The 15,354-nt window shown below is 59.6% G+C and carries 9 protein-coding genes; 3 read left to right on the forward strand and 6 right to left on the reverse strand.

All coding sequences use genetic code 11. The features are described from left to right. Nucleotides 1–155: 155 nt before the first annotated feature. From BDK88_RS08200 to BDK88_RS08225, 6 genes are all read right to left on the reverse strand, one after another. Nucleotides 156–2,894, reverse strand: a complete 2,739-nt coding sequence (locus tag BDK88_RS08200; protein WP_130500014.1) for a DEAD/DEAH box helicase — start codon at nt 2,892–2,894, stop codon at nt 156–158. A 2-nt stretch (nt 2,895–2,896) separates the two neighbouring features. Beyond that, nucleotides 2,897–4,444, reverse strand: a complete 1,548-nt coding sequence (locus tag BDK88_RS08205) for a ribonuclease H-like domain-containing protein (RefSeq protein WP_130500015.1) — start codon at nt 4,442–4,444, stop codon at nt 2,897–2,899. 9 nt (nt 4,445–4,453) lie between these two features. Beyond that, nucleotides 4,454–7,063 (reverse strand): Piwi domain-containing protein, encoded by a 2,610-nt coding sequence (locus BDK88_RS08210; protein ID WP_165396929.1) that lies wholly within the window; start codon nt 7,061–7,063, stop codon nt 4,454–4,456. After that, nucleotides 7,060–7,866, reverse strand: a complete 807-nt coding sequence (locus tag BDK88_RS08215; RefSeq protein ID WP_165396930.1) for a DUF2797 domain-containing protein — start codon at nt 7,864–7,866, stop codon at nt 7,060–7,062. The genes BDK88_RS08210 and BDK88_RS08215 overlap by 4 nt, the downstream gene beginning before the upstream one ends. 56 nt (nt 7,867–7,922) lie before the next feature. Then, nucleotides 7,923–8,528, reverse strand: coding sequence for a hypothetical protein (locus BDK88_RS08220; protein WP_130500018.1), 606 nt, complete (start codon nt 8,526–8,528; stop codon nt 7,923–7,925). Between the two features lie 106 nt (nt 8,529–8,634). Continuing rightward, on the reverse strand, nt 8,635–9,756 hold the full coding sequence (locus BDK88_RS08225; protein ID WP_130500019.1) for an ArsR/SmtB family transcription factor: 1,122 nt from the start codon (nt 9,754–9,756) through the stop codon (nt 8,635–8,637). 80 nt (nt 9,757–9,836) lie between these two features. On the opposite strand from BDK88_RS08225, the gene BDK88_RS08230 reads away from it, so the two are divergent. From BDK88_RS08230 to BDK88_RS08240, 3 genes are read left to right on the forward strand one after another with little or no spacing between them, the layout of a single operon-like run. Beyond that, entirely contained in the window at nt 9,837–11,342 is a 1,506-nt protein-coding gene (locus BDK88_RS08230) for a metallophosphoesterase family protein (protein ID WP_130500020.1), read from the forward strand. Next, nucleotides 11,342–14,053: an AAA family ATPase gene (locus BDK88_RS08235; RefSeq protein ID WP_130500021.1), complete on the forward strand. Its 2,712-nt coding sequence runs from the start codon at nt 11,342–11,344 to the stop codon at nt 14,051–14,053. The genes BDK88_RS08230 and BDK88_RS08235 overlap by 1 nt, the downstream gene beginning before the upstream one ends. Further along, nucleotides 14,053–15,318 (forward strand): DNA double-strand break repair nuclease NurA, encoded by a 1,266-nt coding sequence (locus BDK88_RS08240; protein WP_130500022.1) that lies wholly within the window; start codon nt 14,053–14,055, stop codon nt 15,316–15,318. The genes BDK88_RS08235 and BDK88_RS08240 overlap by 1 nt, the downstream gene beginning before the upstream one ends. Nucleotides 15,319–15,354: the final 36 nt, after the last annotated feature.

Below are 15,354 nucleotides of genomic sequence, written 5' to 3' on the forward strand. Positions count from 1 at the left end.
GCTGTAGATCAAATAGATGCTACCTCGTACGACGAGTGCCTCTGAGATAGAAGGATCGAAACTTGGCTGTGAGAGGTGCTCGATTATCTCTTTTGAAGGTTTAGTGGAAAAGTAGGTCTATGCTTGTGTAGTACTGAATCAGATTGATCGATGAGTTAGGAGTAGAAGATGACGGGGCGGCGGTCGCCGCCGTGTTTGTCGTCGGGGAGGTGTTCGGCGAGGTCGTCGCGGGTGTCGTCGCCGAGGAGTTGGTTGAGGACATCGATGGCGGAGGCGCGGAGGAGGGGTTTGTTGTCGTTGCCGCAGTTTTCGTCGAAGGTGCAAGCGGGGCAGCCGTTGGGTTGGCCGCAGTTGCAGTCTCGGAGTTGGTCACGGGCGCGTTCGGCGAGTACTTCGAAGTTCTCGTAGATGGCGCGGGCGAAGCCGAGGCCGCCGTCGACGCCGTCGTAGATGAACCAACCGGAGGCGGTGCGGCCAGTGAGTTGTTGGGTGCGTTGTTCGAGAGCGTGGGTGGCTGCTTCGAAGGAGTCGCCGATGGAGTCGGTGATGTCGTCGTAGTTGGGGTGGGCGTAGTGGGTGTCCATGACGAGCGTGGCGAGGCCGCCGAGGTCGTTCTTGTCGACGCGGAGTTCGAGCGGGGCGGTTTGGATAGTGGCGTGTTCGGCGGCGTGAAGCCCAGCGATGTACCCGAGATGGGCGCTACCAGTGTTTTCGGGGTCCACGCCGGTTTCGATGCCGTAGTCCTGGTACTTGTGGGTGAGGGCGGTTTCGACGTCTTCGGGGACTTCGACCCAGCAGAGCTGTGTGTCCATCAGGATCGGCGGGGTTTCCGTCGGGATTGCCTGTTGTTTCGGGTCGCTGTTGGCGATATAAAGCTGGTCGTAGGAGTGGTGGTGGACGAGAACTGTGCCGCGGCCAAAGTGGAGTGTGAATCCGTTGACCTCGCGGGATTCTTCGGATTCGGCGTCGAGGACGTTGACCTTGTTGCGGGTGCGGGTGTAGTACTCGCAATCGACTGGTTTGAGTTCGATGATGGGTTGCGGGCGGTCCTCGTCCATGTTGACAACTTCGAACTGCTGGCCGTTCTGGAGGCGGACTGCGCCTTCGTGGTAGTCGCGGTAGGCGCGGTTCTGCTCGATAGGTTCTAAGTCCAGATCGTCTGGGAGGCCCCACTTGTCGCGGTCGACGTCGTCTGCGAGTTGGAGGCGGTAGTCCGTGCCGGTGGTGCCGTACAGGTTGACGCGTGTCTGTGGGCGGCTCGGGCCAGCGTAGTGGACGGCGGCGTCGAGGTAGCCGTCTACGAACCCGGCTTCGCGCCACATTTTCACGGCGGCGCGGAGCCGGTCTTCATCGGCGAACATACCAATATCTGATTCGTCGAGGGCGATTTCGTCGGCGGCGGCGAGAACGTGGGTTGCGAAGACGGAGTTGTTTGAGGTGTCGACGACGGCGTCTTCGACGTCATTTTCGAGGAGGTACTCGGGGTGAGTGAGGATGTACTGGTCGAGGGTGCGGTGGTCGCCGACGAGGACAGCGAGGCTGCGGCTGGCTTCGCGGCCGGCGCGACCGATGCGTTGCCAGAAGGATTGGCGCTGGCCGGGGTAACCCATGAGAACGGTTGCATCAAGGCTTCCGATGTCGATGCCGAGTTCGAGCGCAGAGGTCGTGGCGAGCCCGGTGAGAACCCCGGTTTTGAACTGGTGTTCGCGGGAGTGACGCGTGCGGCGACCGAGCCCGGCGTTGTATGCTTCTCTCCCGACGGTGGTCGAACGGTCGTATTCCCGGGGGTTGGTCTGGCGGTGTTCATCTGCGCGCTGGATGCTGAGCTCGGTGAGTTTACGGCTCTCACAGAATAGTAACGTGCGGATGTCGCGTGAGGTCAGGTGATTGAATACTTTCGGTGCTTCGACGCTGGCCGGGACGCGCTCGGCGACGAACTCCTCGCCCTCGTCTTCCCCTTCTGAGTCGGTTCCGTCGTCGATGTTGATATCGAACGATTCCTCCTCTGGTGTGGGATCCTGCGTTTTGTCTCGCGGCGGTGGGTTCCAGAGGATGACGTCGCGGGGGCCGTGTGGTGAGCCGTCGTCGTCGATGACGGTCACGGGGGCGTTGATGAGTTCCTCGGAATGGTCACGCGGATTGCCGATTGTGGCGGAGGTGAGGATGTACTGCGGGTTGCCGCCCCAGTAGTCGGCGACGCGTTGCATCCGGCGGAGGATCCACGCGACGTGGATTCCTTCGAGGCCGGTGTACGTGTGGGATTCGTCGATGGCGATGAGGTCGAGCGCGCTGTAGAAGCGACTCCACTTGTCGTGGTGTTCGAGGTAGATGTTGAGCCCGGCGAAGTTAGTGAGGATGACGTCAGCTTGCTCACGGATGGCGCGCCGCCCGTCTGTGACGTCCCCGTCGTAGATCTCGACGCGGATGTCTAATCCGAGTTGCTCGTACAGGTCGTCGAGGGCTTCCTGCTGGTCTTTGGTGAGCGCCTTCATCGGGTACACGCACAGCGCGGTTGACGCGTCGTTCTGTTCGGTGGCTCTCGTCCCGTCGGGGTTGAGGACGCCGGCGTCGAGGAGGTTCCGTGCGATTTGCAGGCCGTAAATGTGGGTTTTCCCGCTGGAGGTGGAGGTCGTGACGGCGACGTTGTCGCCTGTTTCGAGCGCGTTGAGGGCGTCGGCCTGGTGGCTGAACAGGTCGTACGGGTACGGGTCGGCGAGTTCCGAGCGGAGGACCTCCACGGTCGGGGTGGTGTCCGCGGGTTCCGCCGGGAGTTCGATGGTTTCGATGTACTCCGAGTCCGGGGTGAGGCTGACGCGCGGGAACGTGTCGATGATGGTGTCGGCGTCAACGTCGTTGCGAGCGGTCGCGTCAGTCGAGGTGCTGTGGTCACTCATTGTTAGAAGTCGGTGAGGCCAGCTTGCTGGCCGGTTGCGCCGCCGGTGCCGCTGTCCGTCATGTCGCGGCGTGTGGCGTTCGTAATGGCTTGGTAGACGTGCCAGAGCGCTCGGCAGTCGTCTTCACAGTACGCCTTGTGACGGTCCCAGTCCAGTTCAGCTGCCGGGGAGTCTGGGTTCCGCATGAATTCCTGGTATGCGGCTGCGGTTTGCGCACCGGTTAATCCGGTTCCGGCCGAGTCGTAGCCGAGCGCGCGAGCGACGTGATCGAGTTTGTTGGTTCGCCCGGGGAGCAGGGCGTTGCCGTCGCGGACGGCCCACTTGTACAGGTCGTAGGTCCAGATGTCGTCCCAGGCCTCGACGTATTCGGGGAGGTGCTGTTCGAGGAACTGCGTGATGTGTAGGTAATCGAATTTGTACCCGTTCCAGGTCAGCACGGTTCTGTCTCGGTGGTTGGCGATGAACCACGTGATGAAGGCTTCGAGGACTGGTTTCGGATCCTTCGGGTGTTGCTTCTCGATGAACGCTTGGTAGTCGTCGGTCGCCGGGTCGTAGACGCCGAACTGCCAGATGATGGTGGGCGACAGGCCGTCGGTTTCGATGTCGAGGCAGAGCGGCGGGCGGTCGTCGCGGGTCTTGACTGGTGTCTTGTTCGTGAGGACGATTGGTTCGCCTGAGTGGATGACGTCGGCGTGAGCGTGGATCTTTTCTGCCGTGGTCTGCCCGATTCCGGGGAGGTCGGTGAGGGTACTGACTGCGAGATTTTGGACGTCGCTCGTTGTTTGACAACCCTGTGTGCGGAGTCGCTGGGCAGTAGACTGCCCTACGCCGTTCAACGCTCTGAGGCCGAACTGGTCGGCGTCGACAGCTTCTGCTGCGATGGTCCCGCGGGCCGTACAGGTGTACTGTGCGAACATAGCACCGCTGTGCTCTGTTGCACCGAGCCCAGACATCGGGACGTGGACTGACGAGTGGTTGTGCGGCAGCTCCCATTCGTGGTAGTACTCTGCTGGTTGACCGCCAGCGAGGACGGTGACTGGTTCAGGCAGGGTAGCGCTGATCGCCGCCAACTGCTCGGCGTGCGGGAGGGTCGTCGAGAGGGTCGTTGTATCCCACTCGACAGTGAGTTTTGGGACGAAGAGGAGCGTCGCCGCCTCGGAGCCTGTCTGTCGTTCACCTGCTGCCAGTTGCGTCTGGAGGCGAGGGAGGACATCCCCGTTTTGGACGGCGAGGATGTCTATCGTCTCGGGTGGTGGGGCGGCGTCAGGGGCTTCGTGAACACCGCCGTCGGGGGAGTACCGGTAGTGGTAGACGCGGGTCCCGCCACGACTGAGTTGTGGGTGCAAGACCGGGATGTCTGGGGCGGCGTCACGGGCGGTGGCCTCTGCGGTCGGGGTTCGGGGTCCCGGGATCGTGATGAGTCCTGGAGTGAAGTACTGGACGGCGTCCCGGATCGCAGGCTGTGACACGCGGTCGAGGGTCGATGCGGGGAGTGTCAGTAACTCCAGGGGCGTATCGCCGTCCGTGGTCCAGTCAGTATCGCCTGTCATGGGTGTCGGTTAAATGAAGCCGATTTTGTCTCGGAGTTTGTTCGTCGGGGGGAGGTGCTTGCGAGCGGCAGCAGCGCTTGCCAGGTCTGCGTACATCGTCGTGATGGGGAGGCGGGCAGTGGCGTTGGACGCGCCGATGTGGGCTTGTGACAGGAGGTATGTTTGTGCGGCTAACGTCTCGATGGGAGTGTCGCCGTGGGCGCGTTCGACGGTGATGGGTTGGGGGAGGCCGGTGCTTTCTCTGCTGGCGAGGGTTTCGGGCTCGCCGAAGGTGGCGACGATGGCTTTGGGGAGGTCCTCGTAGATGGCTGCGGTCGCTTTCTGCGGTGTGTCGAAGTGTGCGCCGCTGTATTTCAGGACGCGGGCTGGGGCCTGTTTTCGGATTTCGACGACGTCGTACGCGACATCGAGTTCGGAGAGGAATGTCTCGACGTCACTGAGGTCTTCGTTGGCGAAGCCATCCCGGTGGATCGTGATGCGGTTCGGGTACCGGTCGTACCGGGTCCGGAAGCCCATCACGGCCTGTTTGACGATCTCTTTGAGTTCCTTCGGTGGGATTTTCTCCCCGGACTGCGGTCGGGAGGAGGTGTAGCCGAGGACGGCCCCGTCAGCGTGGATCGCGGTGGTTGCGGCGGCGAGATGGATGTGGTTCCCATCGGCTGACTCGTCGTACTGGTGGGTGACGTCGATGCCGAGGTGGAGTTCGGAGTCACCGGGCAACGCGCGCTCGATAGTGAATGGGATTCCGCCTGCAGCCGCGACCAGTCCGAGGGCGATGTTGATGATCGTGAACCGTTCGTCGAGCGTCGCTTCGTGTGCGAACTGGCTGTTGAGGTCTTTCGTGGCGAGGACCTTCTTCACCTCGTCGTAGACACGCCCCGGTTCAACCGTGTCGAAGTACCCAGTGTTCTTCGGCGGGAGCGTGCAGAACACGGCGTCGTAGTCGTGATCGTCCGAGATTTCTGCGGCGATCTCCATGCCGAGTTGGTCAGCCGACATCGTCGCGTCGAAGGTGACCTCTTCGACGTCGTCTGGCGGGGCTCCGATTTGTTCGAGTTTGCTTTCGAGCGTGGACCAGCCCCGTTGGATCCGGTCGTCTCGTTTTTCCATCCGGATGTGGCACACGTGGAAGGAATCCGGTGCTTCGTACACGTCGAGGCGGGTGACGTCACTCGGGTGTGTCCCGGTCTGCCCGTCACTGAACTGGAGAACGTCTGCCTCCGGGTCGAAGAGCCCCTGAACGGAGATGTTCTCATCGCCGAGCAGCGGGTCAGATTCGAACTCGACGGTGTGCTCGTCGAACTGGAGTGGGCCGAGCTGTTCGACGAAGCTCTCCGCGTTCGAGATGCACTGTTGAGCGGACAGGCGCGTATTGAGCCGCTGTTTTTCTGCGAAGTCCTGTGCGAATCGAGCGAGGTTTTCAGGGTGGCCTTGGAGCGCGAGGAGTTCTGGTGGGAACGCCATCTCGGTTCCATCGCCGCGCTGACGGACCGTCCAGACGACTTCTCGGTCTGCGTTCTCTATCTCGTCGACTTTCGCTGGATCGACCCATGGTTCCTCGCGGTGATACTGGACGAGACTCTTGTTGCCCTCGATGTGAAGCTTGTCGGTGACGGTTTCTGGGCCGACGCCGATGACGTACAACCCTCTGTCTCGGTAGGAGGGTGTCACCCGGAGTCCTGGATGAATCTCGCCGTCGTCGAGCTGGTCGAGCGTCTGGTCTGAGAGGATCCGGTGGCGGTAATCGACGTGCAGGTAGGCGGCACGCGTGGGGAGCACTTCGACGGTGAGGTTGTACCGTTCGTGGAGGCGGAATCCTTCGTTCTCGATCACCGGGTCGATCTCCAGGATTTTATCGATGCCGTGGATGTCGTACTGATCGCGTTTCGCGTCCTTCAGGACTTCACCGAGCATTTCACCCAGGACTTCCCGGTCATCTTCGTCCGCGTAGACGACCGGTCGAGTGCCGACCTCGTTGATCTCGAAGCGGGGCAGGTCCACGCGTTCGTGCGCGAGTTTCACCAAGGACACGAGTTTGAACGCGCTGCCGACGACGACGGGCGTCACATCGAGTTGTTGCCGGACTTTTCGACGGGCTTTGTACGTCGCCCGGAGCGTGTTCTGGCCTGAGGGTCGGAACCCTCGCTTCGGAACGAGTTCGTACTCGTAGACGTCGTATTCCGGCAGGTCATCTGTGGCACGGAACGTCGTGAGGCCGTGGTCTCCACTGGCAGCGGACGTGTCGTGGGTTTCGGCGAGCCCGTCTTCGAGGGCTTCCTCGGTGGTCGGGGGGGCCTCCATTTCGAGGAGTGTGGCATCGCTCTGGACGGTGAGGTTCTGGTATTCCGTCCCGTCGTTGCCTTCGTCGATATCGTATTCGACAGCGGTGATGAGGTAGGTGGCTCCTCTGTCGTAGTCTTCGTTGTAGATCTCCGCTGGTGCGGAGTTCTTCCACATCGTGATGGTCCGGTCGTCGCCGCCGCCGTCTGTGAATTTCAGGTTGCGGCGTGGGTACTGCCCTTCGTTATCGAAGACTGCGTCGAGGGTGAAGCGAACGGCGTAGGTGTCTCCGACCGGTACGTCGTTGAGTGAGTTCTCGTCGAGGTTGACTGGTTTCATTGTGCGACCTCCGTTGCTGGGAGACATTCGGCAGGCGCTTCGACTGTAACTTGTTTCCCTTTCAGATGGTCGAAGTTCACGACGGCGTCCTCGGTCGCTAAGATCTGACCCCGGACGCCGAGAACCTCTGACTGTAGTCCCTCGTCCACGGTGATTCCTGGAAGGGTGCTGACGGTCGCATCGTCCCCGGCGAAGTGTACCGGAAGTCGAACAATCCGGTCTTCGAGAGCCGTCTCCTCACTGGGAAGCGTCGAGAACGGTTCCAGAGGTCCTGTTAGGACGTCTCGGCACGAATCGACGGCTTCCATGAGAGCGTGTTTCGGCTCGTCCAGCGGCTTGTACCACTCCTTCGTCGATTCCGTCGACACGACGGTCTCCAACGCGTCCTCAACGGTGCCGGCGACGCGCCGATTCGGTGTTCGAGCGACGATCATGCCGTGAGTCGCGCCCTGTTCCGCCCAGCGACTCACAGCGCGATCCGCTTGCGTGATGCCAGCCTTCACGCTGTCTTTGGCGACGAGATAGACAACGAAGTTGTGCGCGCACGACCGTCGTTTGAACGCTGGGAACGGGCAGTCCTGATACGTACAGGACGTTCCAGGCGTGAAGACGCACTGCTGGAAGGGCGGCTTCGACTGGCACTCCTGGCACGGGGTGTCGTTCGCTCGATCACCGCAGTGCTGGCAACGAAATCCGGACTGGATGTCGATGCGAATCTCTTCTCCGACGAGACCGGCGAGATCAATCGGGCCGTCCGTGTCAGCGAGGTACAGTCGGGGTTTACCCCGCGACCAGGAGACCATCGTCGGGTGACCACTCACGGTCGCACGAGAGTCCAACTCAGTCGGTTGCTGACCGGTCATTTGTATCCCCCGAGAGTACCCTGGAAGTCAGACGGGCTCCGGTACAGATCGATGATCTTGTTGGTCAAGTACCGCATCGCCTCTGCCTGGATCGCCGTCTCGATTTCACGGCCGTAGAGCGTGATGCGACCGGTATCGTCGAACCCGACTTCGACCTCGATGTTTCGATTCGGGAGATCAACACGAACCTGTTCGAATGTGTCCCCGAAGTACTGCTCCCACCAGTCCGTCTGCCTCAGGTCACCCCTGTCTTGAGCCGACACGTAGTCCGGCCGTTCGCGCTTGTTCGGACTGATGTCGACACGTTGGACGCGACTGGATTCCTCAATGACTGTCCGAAGATCCTCCTCGTCGAACTCTACGGTCTCGAATTTCACGTCCTCATCGAGAACCGCCGCGAGTGTCGTGAGAATCTCCTGCTCGATCTCCTTCGTTGCCTTTGCGATGGCAACGTACCCGTTCTGGAGAAAGAGAACCGCGTACCGTTCGGCGCGTTTCGTTTCCTCGGTGCCTTCGAGCGTGGTGAGGTCGTAGTACGTCTCACAACCGTATTCCGCCCAGCAGATGCCGTCTGCCCCCTCGGTGAACGTCTGTGGTAGCATTCCACTGCGAAGGTTAGCGTCCGAGTTGAATGCCGAGGTAGCCTCAATCCCGGCTTTGATTGCTTCCGTGTCGATTCTCTCGTCCCGTAGTGGCACAATCTTGTAGCTAGCCATCGAACTCGGCCTCCTGGTTGATTCGTCGTTGGATGAACGGTTCCAGCGTCTCGGTCACACGATAGAACGCGCGTCGCCCCTCCCGGTCGCGTTCTACAAAGCCTTCGTCGCTGAGTTCTCTGAGATGATAGGAGATTGTCGATTTGTCGCGGTGGAGTTTCTCGACCAACGTGCCCGGCTGGACACCTCGGTCATTTGGCAGCTGGAGGATCTGTTTCAACACCGTGAGCTTCGACTCCGAAAGGTCCTGGACGCGAGCGCTCGCATCGGCTAAGTGGAGTCGGTCGGCAGCCGAGTTCGTGGCTGCTACGTCCCCTGGCTCCAGCTCTTTCCGGAACGCCTCTTGAAGCGATTCCAAGGCCAGGGTGTGGATCAACCGTGGGATCCCCTCGCTTAGCTCATGGATGCGCCCCATGGTTTCCGAGGGAAGCGTGAATTCGTTCTCGGAGAGTATCTCGAAGATGATGCGCAGCGTCTCGTCGGTGTCTTTGCGGAGGAATGCATCGAGGTGGATCTCGTTCGAGGGCGGGAGCGCGTCTTGGACGCGCCCTCGGTTGACGCCCCACCGTTCGGGCGTCCAGGTCGTCACGAATAGGCCACTATCTACGGCTCCTCGGAGTTCGTCGAGCGAGGTTTCGATTCGTTTGTCTAGGCCGCAACCATCGATGCAGACGATTGGGGTTTCGAGCTCGGTCAGGTCGTGAGCGAACTCATCGAGGAGGAATCCGTCGTCGGCCTTCTTTCCGAGATCCGTCGCGTCGATGAGCTTCGTATCGATGTCTGCGGAGAGCTCCGTGAGAAACGAGACGACCGTGTGGAGCAACTGCGTCTTCCCGATCCCCGACGGCCCGATCACAGGAGTGTGGTAGACGTCCTGTTGCCGGGTTACAAAGCCCGCGTACTCACCGATCTCGTCAAGTGCGTCTTCGTGATTGACCGCTTTCTCAGGGTGGTCACGGAAGAACACTGTGAGTTGGTCACGGTTGGCTAGTTCTGGTTGGAACTCGTGATCGGACAACCAGACTTCGTAGCTCCCGACGCGCCCCTGTTGCCCGCGTTCGAAGGCTTCTCGGAAGCGGTTTTTCTTGTCTTCGTCGTCGTTACCTGGGTCCATCAGTTCCAACGCCTCAAACTATTCAAGTTGAGCAAAACTATTAAAACCTATTGGTTAGATTTACTGTATGTGGAAACACCATGTTAACGCTGACTCACATCGCGGATACGCACCTCGGCCACCGACAGTACGGATTGAAACAACGAGAGGACGACATGGTGTCAACGACACGCGCGGCGTTTCGAGAGATGGTCGGCGAGCGCGACACGGACGCCATCCTGCTGCCCGGGGACCTGTTTCACTCCCGGGACCTTCGTCCGAAAGTCCTCGACCAGGTCGAACGAGAGCTCAGCCGATTACCGGACGACGTGCCGGTGTTGGTGTCCCGAGGGAACCACGACGAGAACCTGACCCCGCGCGAGGTGACGTGGCTCAATTACCTGCACCGGCGCGGCCACATCGTGTTTCTGAAGGCGGATCTGGAGTCTGACTCGGAGACTGCTCACTTCGAACCGTACGATCCGGAGGACCTCGGTGATTACGCCGGATTCTACGACATCGAGGTAGCAGAGTTCGACGGTCCAGTTCGAGTGTTCGGGCTCCAGTGGCGAGGAGCGCGAACGGGGCAAGCGTTGCAACAGGTGGCACACGGGATTCAAGCGACGAACGCCGAGCACGGTGAACCGGCGGCGACCGTGTTACTGGCGCACTTCGGTATGGAGGATGAGGTTCCAACGCTGGGCGGGACGGTGACGCACGCCGAGCTCCGCGACGTGAAAGAGCACGTCGATTACCTCGCACTCGGGCACATTCACAAGCGGTACGAGGCTGCTGAGTGGATCTACAACCCCGGATCCCCAGAAGCTCACGACACGCGTGAGGGTCGCTACGATTGGGAGCACGGCTACTGTTCGGTCGCGTTGACGGCCGCCGAAGACGAGACCGAGAACGCGGTCGAGTACGAGGTGGACCATCACCCGACCAAGCGGCGACCGTACTGCCGGGTTGAGTTCGATGTCACGGAGTACGACTCGCCAAGCGAACTCGAAGCCGGGTTTCAGGACCACGTCCGCGGGGAGCAATCGCGGATTGATGAGTACTGTCGGAAAGAGGAGTTCACGGCGAATGGTGACCCCCGAGCGCCGATCATCGACCTGCGGTTCAGCGGAACGTTACAATTTAGTCGAGGTGACTTCCGAACGGATGAACTCGCCGAGTGGGTGAAAGAGGAGTGCAGTGCCCTGTACGTGCAGGTGAACACAGGGATCCGGACGGCAGACGTTCAGCAATTGATCTCGGAGATCGACGAGGACGAGGTCTTTCAGGATGGTCGGTTGAACACGGCAGCGCTGGAACACCGCGTGTTCGAGACGATAGCGAAGGAATCCATCTACGACGAGCAGGCAGAAGACGTCGCCGACATCCTGGGGAACGCACACCAGATGGCGCAGGCCGAAGAGGCCGTCGAAGACATCCGTGATTCTGTGAGTTCCGCACGGCGAGACTTGTTCCCGGAGTTGGCTGACGATGTGGTGCTTGACATCGATGAGGATCCGTTCTCGGACGCGGATGCTGACGGCGAGACGGAGTCAGGTGATGCTGAACCGGGTGGAGAAGCCGACGACGAAGCAGAGGTGATGCAATAATGAAGATTATCGAGGTTGCGTTAGAGGACATCAAGTCGTACGAAGAACGGACGAAGGTACCGATTGAGGGTGGTGTGACGGCGATTCTCGGTGAGAACGGTGCGGGGAAGTCGACGATTCAGGAAGCGATCGGGTTCGCGTTATTCGATTCGCTGCCGTTCAACAACAAGGATTTCGTCCGAGAAGGCGCAAGCTCGGGGACTGTTGAGGTCACGTTTGACCAGAAGACGGAGCGCGGCACGGAGCGGTTCCGAGTTACCAGGTCGGTTGGCCGGTCGAGCTACGGGTTGCATCGGTACGACGCTGAGAGTGACGAGTGGGTAGACTTGGACATCGATTCGAAAACGGAGCTGATGGACTGGCTGTGCGCTCGATTCAACGTCGAAGACAAAGGTGAACTGCAGAGTCTGTGGGAATCATGTATTGGGGTGCCGCAGACACGGTTCCTCTCTGACTTTTCACAGACAGCCCGGAACCGCAAAACGACGTTCGATGCGTTGCTGAATCTCGACGCGTATGAAGAGTCGTGGAAGCGGCTCAAGGACGTCCCGGACGCGATTGAGAAGCAACAGCAGGATCTTCGAAGTGACATTGACAGGCTCACCGGCGAGGTGCAGAGCCTGCCGGACGAGCGAGCGGAAGCTGAATCGTTGACTGAAGCAGTTGACGATATCAAAGCGCGTATCAAGCAGAAAGAAAGCGAGTTGTCGGAAAATGAAGCAGAGTATGAGGAGTTAGAAGCCGTTGAACAGGAAATCGACTCTCTCAACGACGAGGTCGAGTCGTTAGAGAAAGAGATCGAGACAACGGAAGATCAACTGGAAACGGCTGAGAAAGAGTTTGAAGATGCCGAGGAAGCCCAGAAGAAATGCGAGGCCAACCGTGACGGGTATCAGCAGTATCAGGAAGCGAGTGAACGGCTGGACGAGCTAGAAGAGGACAAGAAAGAGCGGGACACGCTTGAAGAGCAGCGGGATGAACAGGAAGAGGAGATTCAATCACTCAAGTTCGAAGTTGAGCAGCTTGGGGAGCAAGTAGAAACGTTGGAAGCTGCTCGGGAGACGCTGGAGTCGCTTGAAGCTGAGAAGGAGCGGTATGAAGAACTTGATGATCGGATTGAGTCGCTGACGGAACGTGAAGACGAAGTCGAGGAATTACAGCAGGAGATCGAGGACTTGGCAGGCGAAATCAAGGAGACGGAAGACGAGATCGAGTCGTTGGAAGAGACGGTTACCGAGATCAAAGAAGAGTGGGAAGAGACGACTGACCCAGGAGACCTCGACGACGAGATTAACACCAAGGAGGCACAGCGGAAGCAACTGGGGGCCGAGAGGAAACGACTCGAAGAGCAGTTAGAGCGGCTGCGTGATACGGATGCTGATGCACCGTGCCCGACGTGTGATCGGCCGTTAAATGAACAGCACCGGTCGAAGACGATAGAGCAACGGGAAGCCCGAATCGAGGAGATTGGAGCGGACCGTGCGGATCTCGCCGAAGAGCTCGCTGAATTACGTGAGCGACGTGACGCGGCGAAAGAGGTCAAACAGCGCGTTGATAAGATCTCACTTCACCGGGACCAGATCGAGTCGTTAGAAGACGACCTCGACGACCTCCAAGAGGAGAAAAAGGAGACTGAGTCGGAGTTATCGGAGTTAGAAGAGGAGTTGGAGGAACTGCCGGACCTCGAAGCTGAACGCGATGACCTGGAAGATGCGTACGACGAGTACCAGACGGCGGAGTTCCGGATTAAGGAGCATGCGGATGCACCGGAGGAGTTGGAAGAAAAGCGTGCTGAGTTAGACGAGGAACGGTCGGAGCTGGAGGAGATCAAAGACGAGTTAGCTGACTTCGAAGGGTTGGACGATGAGATCGCTGACCTCAAGGAGACGATGGATGAGACGGAGTCGGCGTATCAGACGTATCTGCAGCACGAGCAGCAGGCATCGCAGGTAGAGGACCGCCGAGCGACCGTCAAGGGGTTGAAGGACGAACTTGAGGACCTCAAAACAGAGTTCGAAGAGACGGAAGCCGAACTGGAGGAGACGCAAGCATCGTTTGATGACGAACGGTTCGAGACGCTTGACACAGAAATCGACGACCTCAAAGAGGAACTGGCCGGTGATCGGCGCTCCTTAGAACATAAACAGGATGCGCTGGAAGAGACGCGCGAGGAGATCGAAGCGTTAGAGGCGAAGTTGGCGGAGCGTCAAGAGAACGTCCAGCAGCTGAAGGAGTTGAAGGCAGATCAGCAGTTCGCCACGTGGGTGCGTGAGAACGTGCGGGAAGCCGGGCCGAAGATGCGTGAGATCATCACGGATCGGATCGGTGCGCGGGCGAACGAGTTGTTCCGGACGATTCGCGGTGTATCCGCGGAGACGCTGGAGTGGACGAGCGATTACGAAATCGTCGTGCACGACGCTGATGTGCGGAAGTCATTCACAACGCTGAGCGGCGGTGAGAAGATGGCAGCGGCGCTCGCAGTGCGGCTCGCCATCCTCGAACAGTTAGCGTCGGTCGGGCTGGCGTTCCTGGATGAACCGACGGCGAATCTGGACCGGGAGAAAAAGCGGAACTTGGTCACGCAGTTGAAGCAGTTGGATAGTTTCGAGCAGCTCACGGTCATTAGTCACGATCAGACGTTCGATTCGATGACGGATTACACGATCACTGTAGAGAAGGACCAGCAGTCGTCGGAGGTGACCGTGAATTAATGCCGATCGACAAACGCGGGGTCGCTGCCGAGTTAGAGGCTAACGTTGAGACGATCGAAACGTATCTGAAGGATGACACGGGGATCGTAGAGCGGTATCAGGACGCGTTCCAGCGGCTTCCTGAGGAGTGGACGAGTGAGGAGATCCGTGACGCGTTGCAGCGAGCGTCCTACCCTGGGGCGTACCCGACCGACGAGTTCGATTCCGCGAGTAGCATGGTTGTCCCGCATGCTGAAAGTGATGGGTGGGAAAATCACGAGGAGATCAACGAGTGGGCGCGCGAGATTCTCAGTGATGTGCCAGTCATGGCTGTCGATGGGTCGCAACTCCCGCCAACCACGGAGTTCAACGTGCCGCTGGCGTACGTACAGGCGGCGTGTGCAGTCAATTACCATCACGCCGACGGGCGACTCGACCGAGATGTCGACGGGCGGCTGTTGACGCCTGACGAGATTACGCGGGAATCAGAGGACGGGGATTACCGGTTCGTCGATTTGCAACTCGTCGGTCACCACCGCTTCGAATACGAGGGATCGCTGCTCATCGAACAACTCGTAGAACTAGCAACTGCTCGTGATGCTGGTGACATTAATCACACGCCGGTCGTGTTCTATGACGGGCCGCTGATCGCGTCGTTCACGAACCCGTTGAGGCCGGAGACGCGCGAGCGATACATCTCGACGCTAAGCCGGGTGGTCGCGGCGAGTCAGCATCATGAAATCCCGCTGGTTGGGTACGTTGCGGGTTCAAGCGCGACTGAACTCGTGAAGATGACGCGACTCCTGTTGAAGGATGAGTTCGAGACTGACCGCGTTATCCCAGACGCGCATGTCTTGACGGAGTTGATGAGTCCGTGGGGGGATACGACGATCCCGTTCATCTCGAAGCGTGACGGGAGTGTCGATGCGTTACAGACCACGTACGAGGGCGAGCGGTACGAGTTCCAGGATGATATCCTGTTTTCGTACTTAAATGTCCCGCCTGGTACCGGGCTCGACCGGATCGAGTTCCCTGGCTGGCTGTGTCGAAGCGACGGGCCTGACGGGTACGACTCGATGTATGAGTACACCGTTGAAATCGTTCGGGCAGAGGCCGGTGTCGGGCGTGGCTACCCTGAAATCCTCCAGCAAGCCGATAGTGACGCCGTGATTGATCACCAGGATCGTCAACAGTTCCACCGGATCGTCCAACGCTGGGCTGAATCGAACAACGTGCCGCTCGAATGGAACGCCAAAGCACTCAGCAAGGAACTCCGCCGCCGATGACGATGCCAGCTTACAGCACTGTCTCGGGAGTACGCA

Source organism: Natrinema hispanicum (genome assembly GCF_004217335.1).
Taxonomy (GTDB): domain Archaea; phylum Halobacteriota; class Halobacteria; order Halobacteriales; family Natrialbaceae; genus Natrinema; species Natrinema hispanicum.

Coding starts and splice junctions, on each gene's coding strand:
- BDK88_RS08205 (WP_130500015.1), bottom strand. CDS start 4,444: ATGACAGGCGATACTGACTGGACCACGGACGGCGATACGCCCCTGGAG.
- BDK88_RS08210 (WP_165396929.1), bottom strand. CDS start 7,063: ATGAAACCAGTCAACCTCGACGAGAACTCACTCAACGACGTACCGGTC.
- BDK88_RS08220 (WP_130500018.1), bottom strand. CDS start 8,528: ATGCTACCACAGACGTTCACCGAGGGGGCAGACGGCATCTGCTGGGCG.
- BDK88_RS08200 (WP_130500014.1), bottom strand. CDS start 2,894: ATGAGTGACCACAGCACCTCGACTGACGCGACCGCTCGCAACGACGTT.
- BDK88_RS08230 (WP_130500020.1), top strand. CDS start 9,837: ATGTTAACGCTGACTCACATCGCGGATACGCACCTCGGCCACCGACAG.
- BDK88_RS08235 (WP_130500021.1), top strand. CDS start 11,342: ATGAAGATTATCGAGGTTGCGTTAGAGGACATCAAGTCGTACGAAGAA.
- BDK88_RS08240 (WP_130500022.1), top strand. CDS start 14,053: ATGCCGATCGACAAACGCGGGGTCGCTGCCGAGTTAGAGGCTAACGTT.
- BDK88_RS08225 (WP_130500019.1), bottom strand. CDS start 9,756: ATGGACCCAGGTAACGACGACGAAGACAAGAAAAACCGCTTCCGAGAA.
- BDK88_RS08215 (WP_165396930.1), bottom strand. CDS start 7,866: ATGGTCTCCTGGTCGCGGGGTAAACCCCGACTGTACCTCGCTGACACG.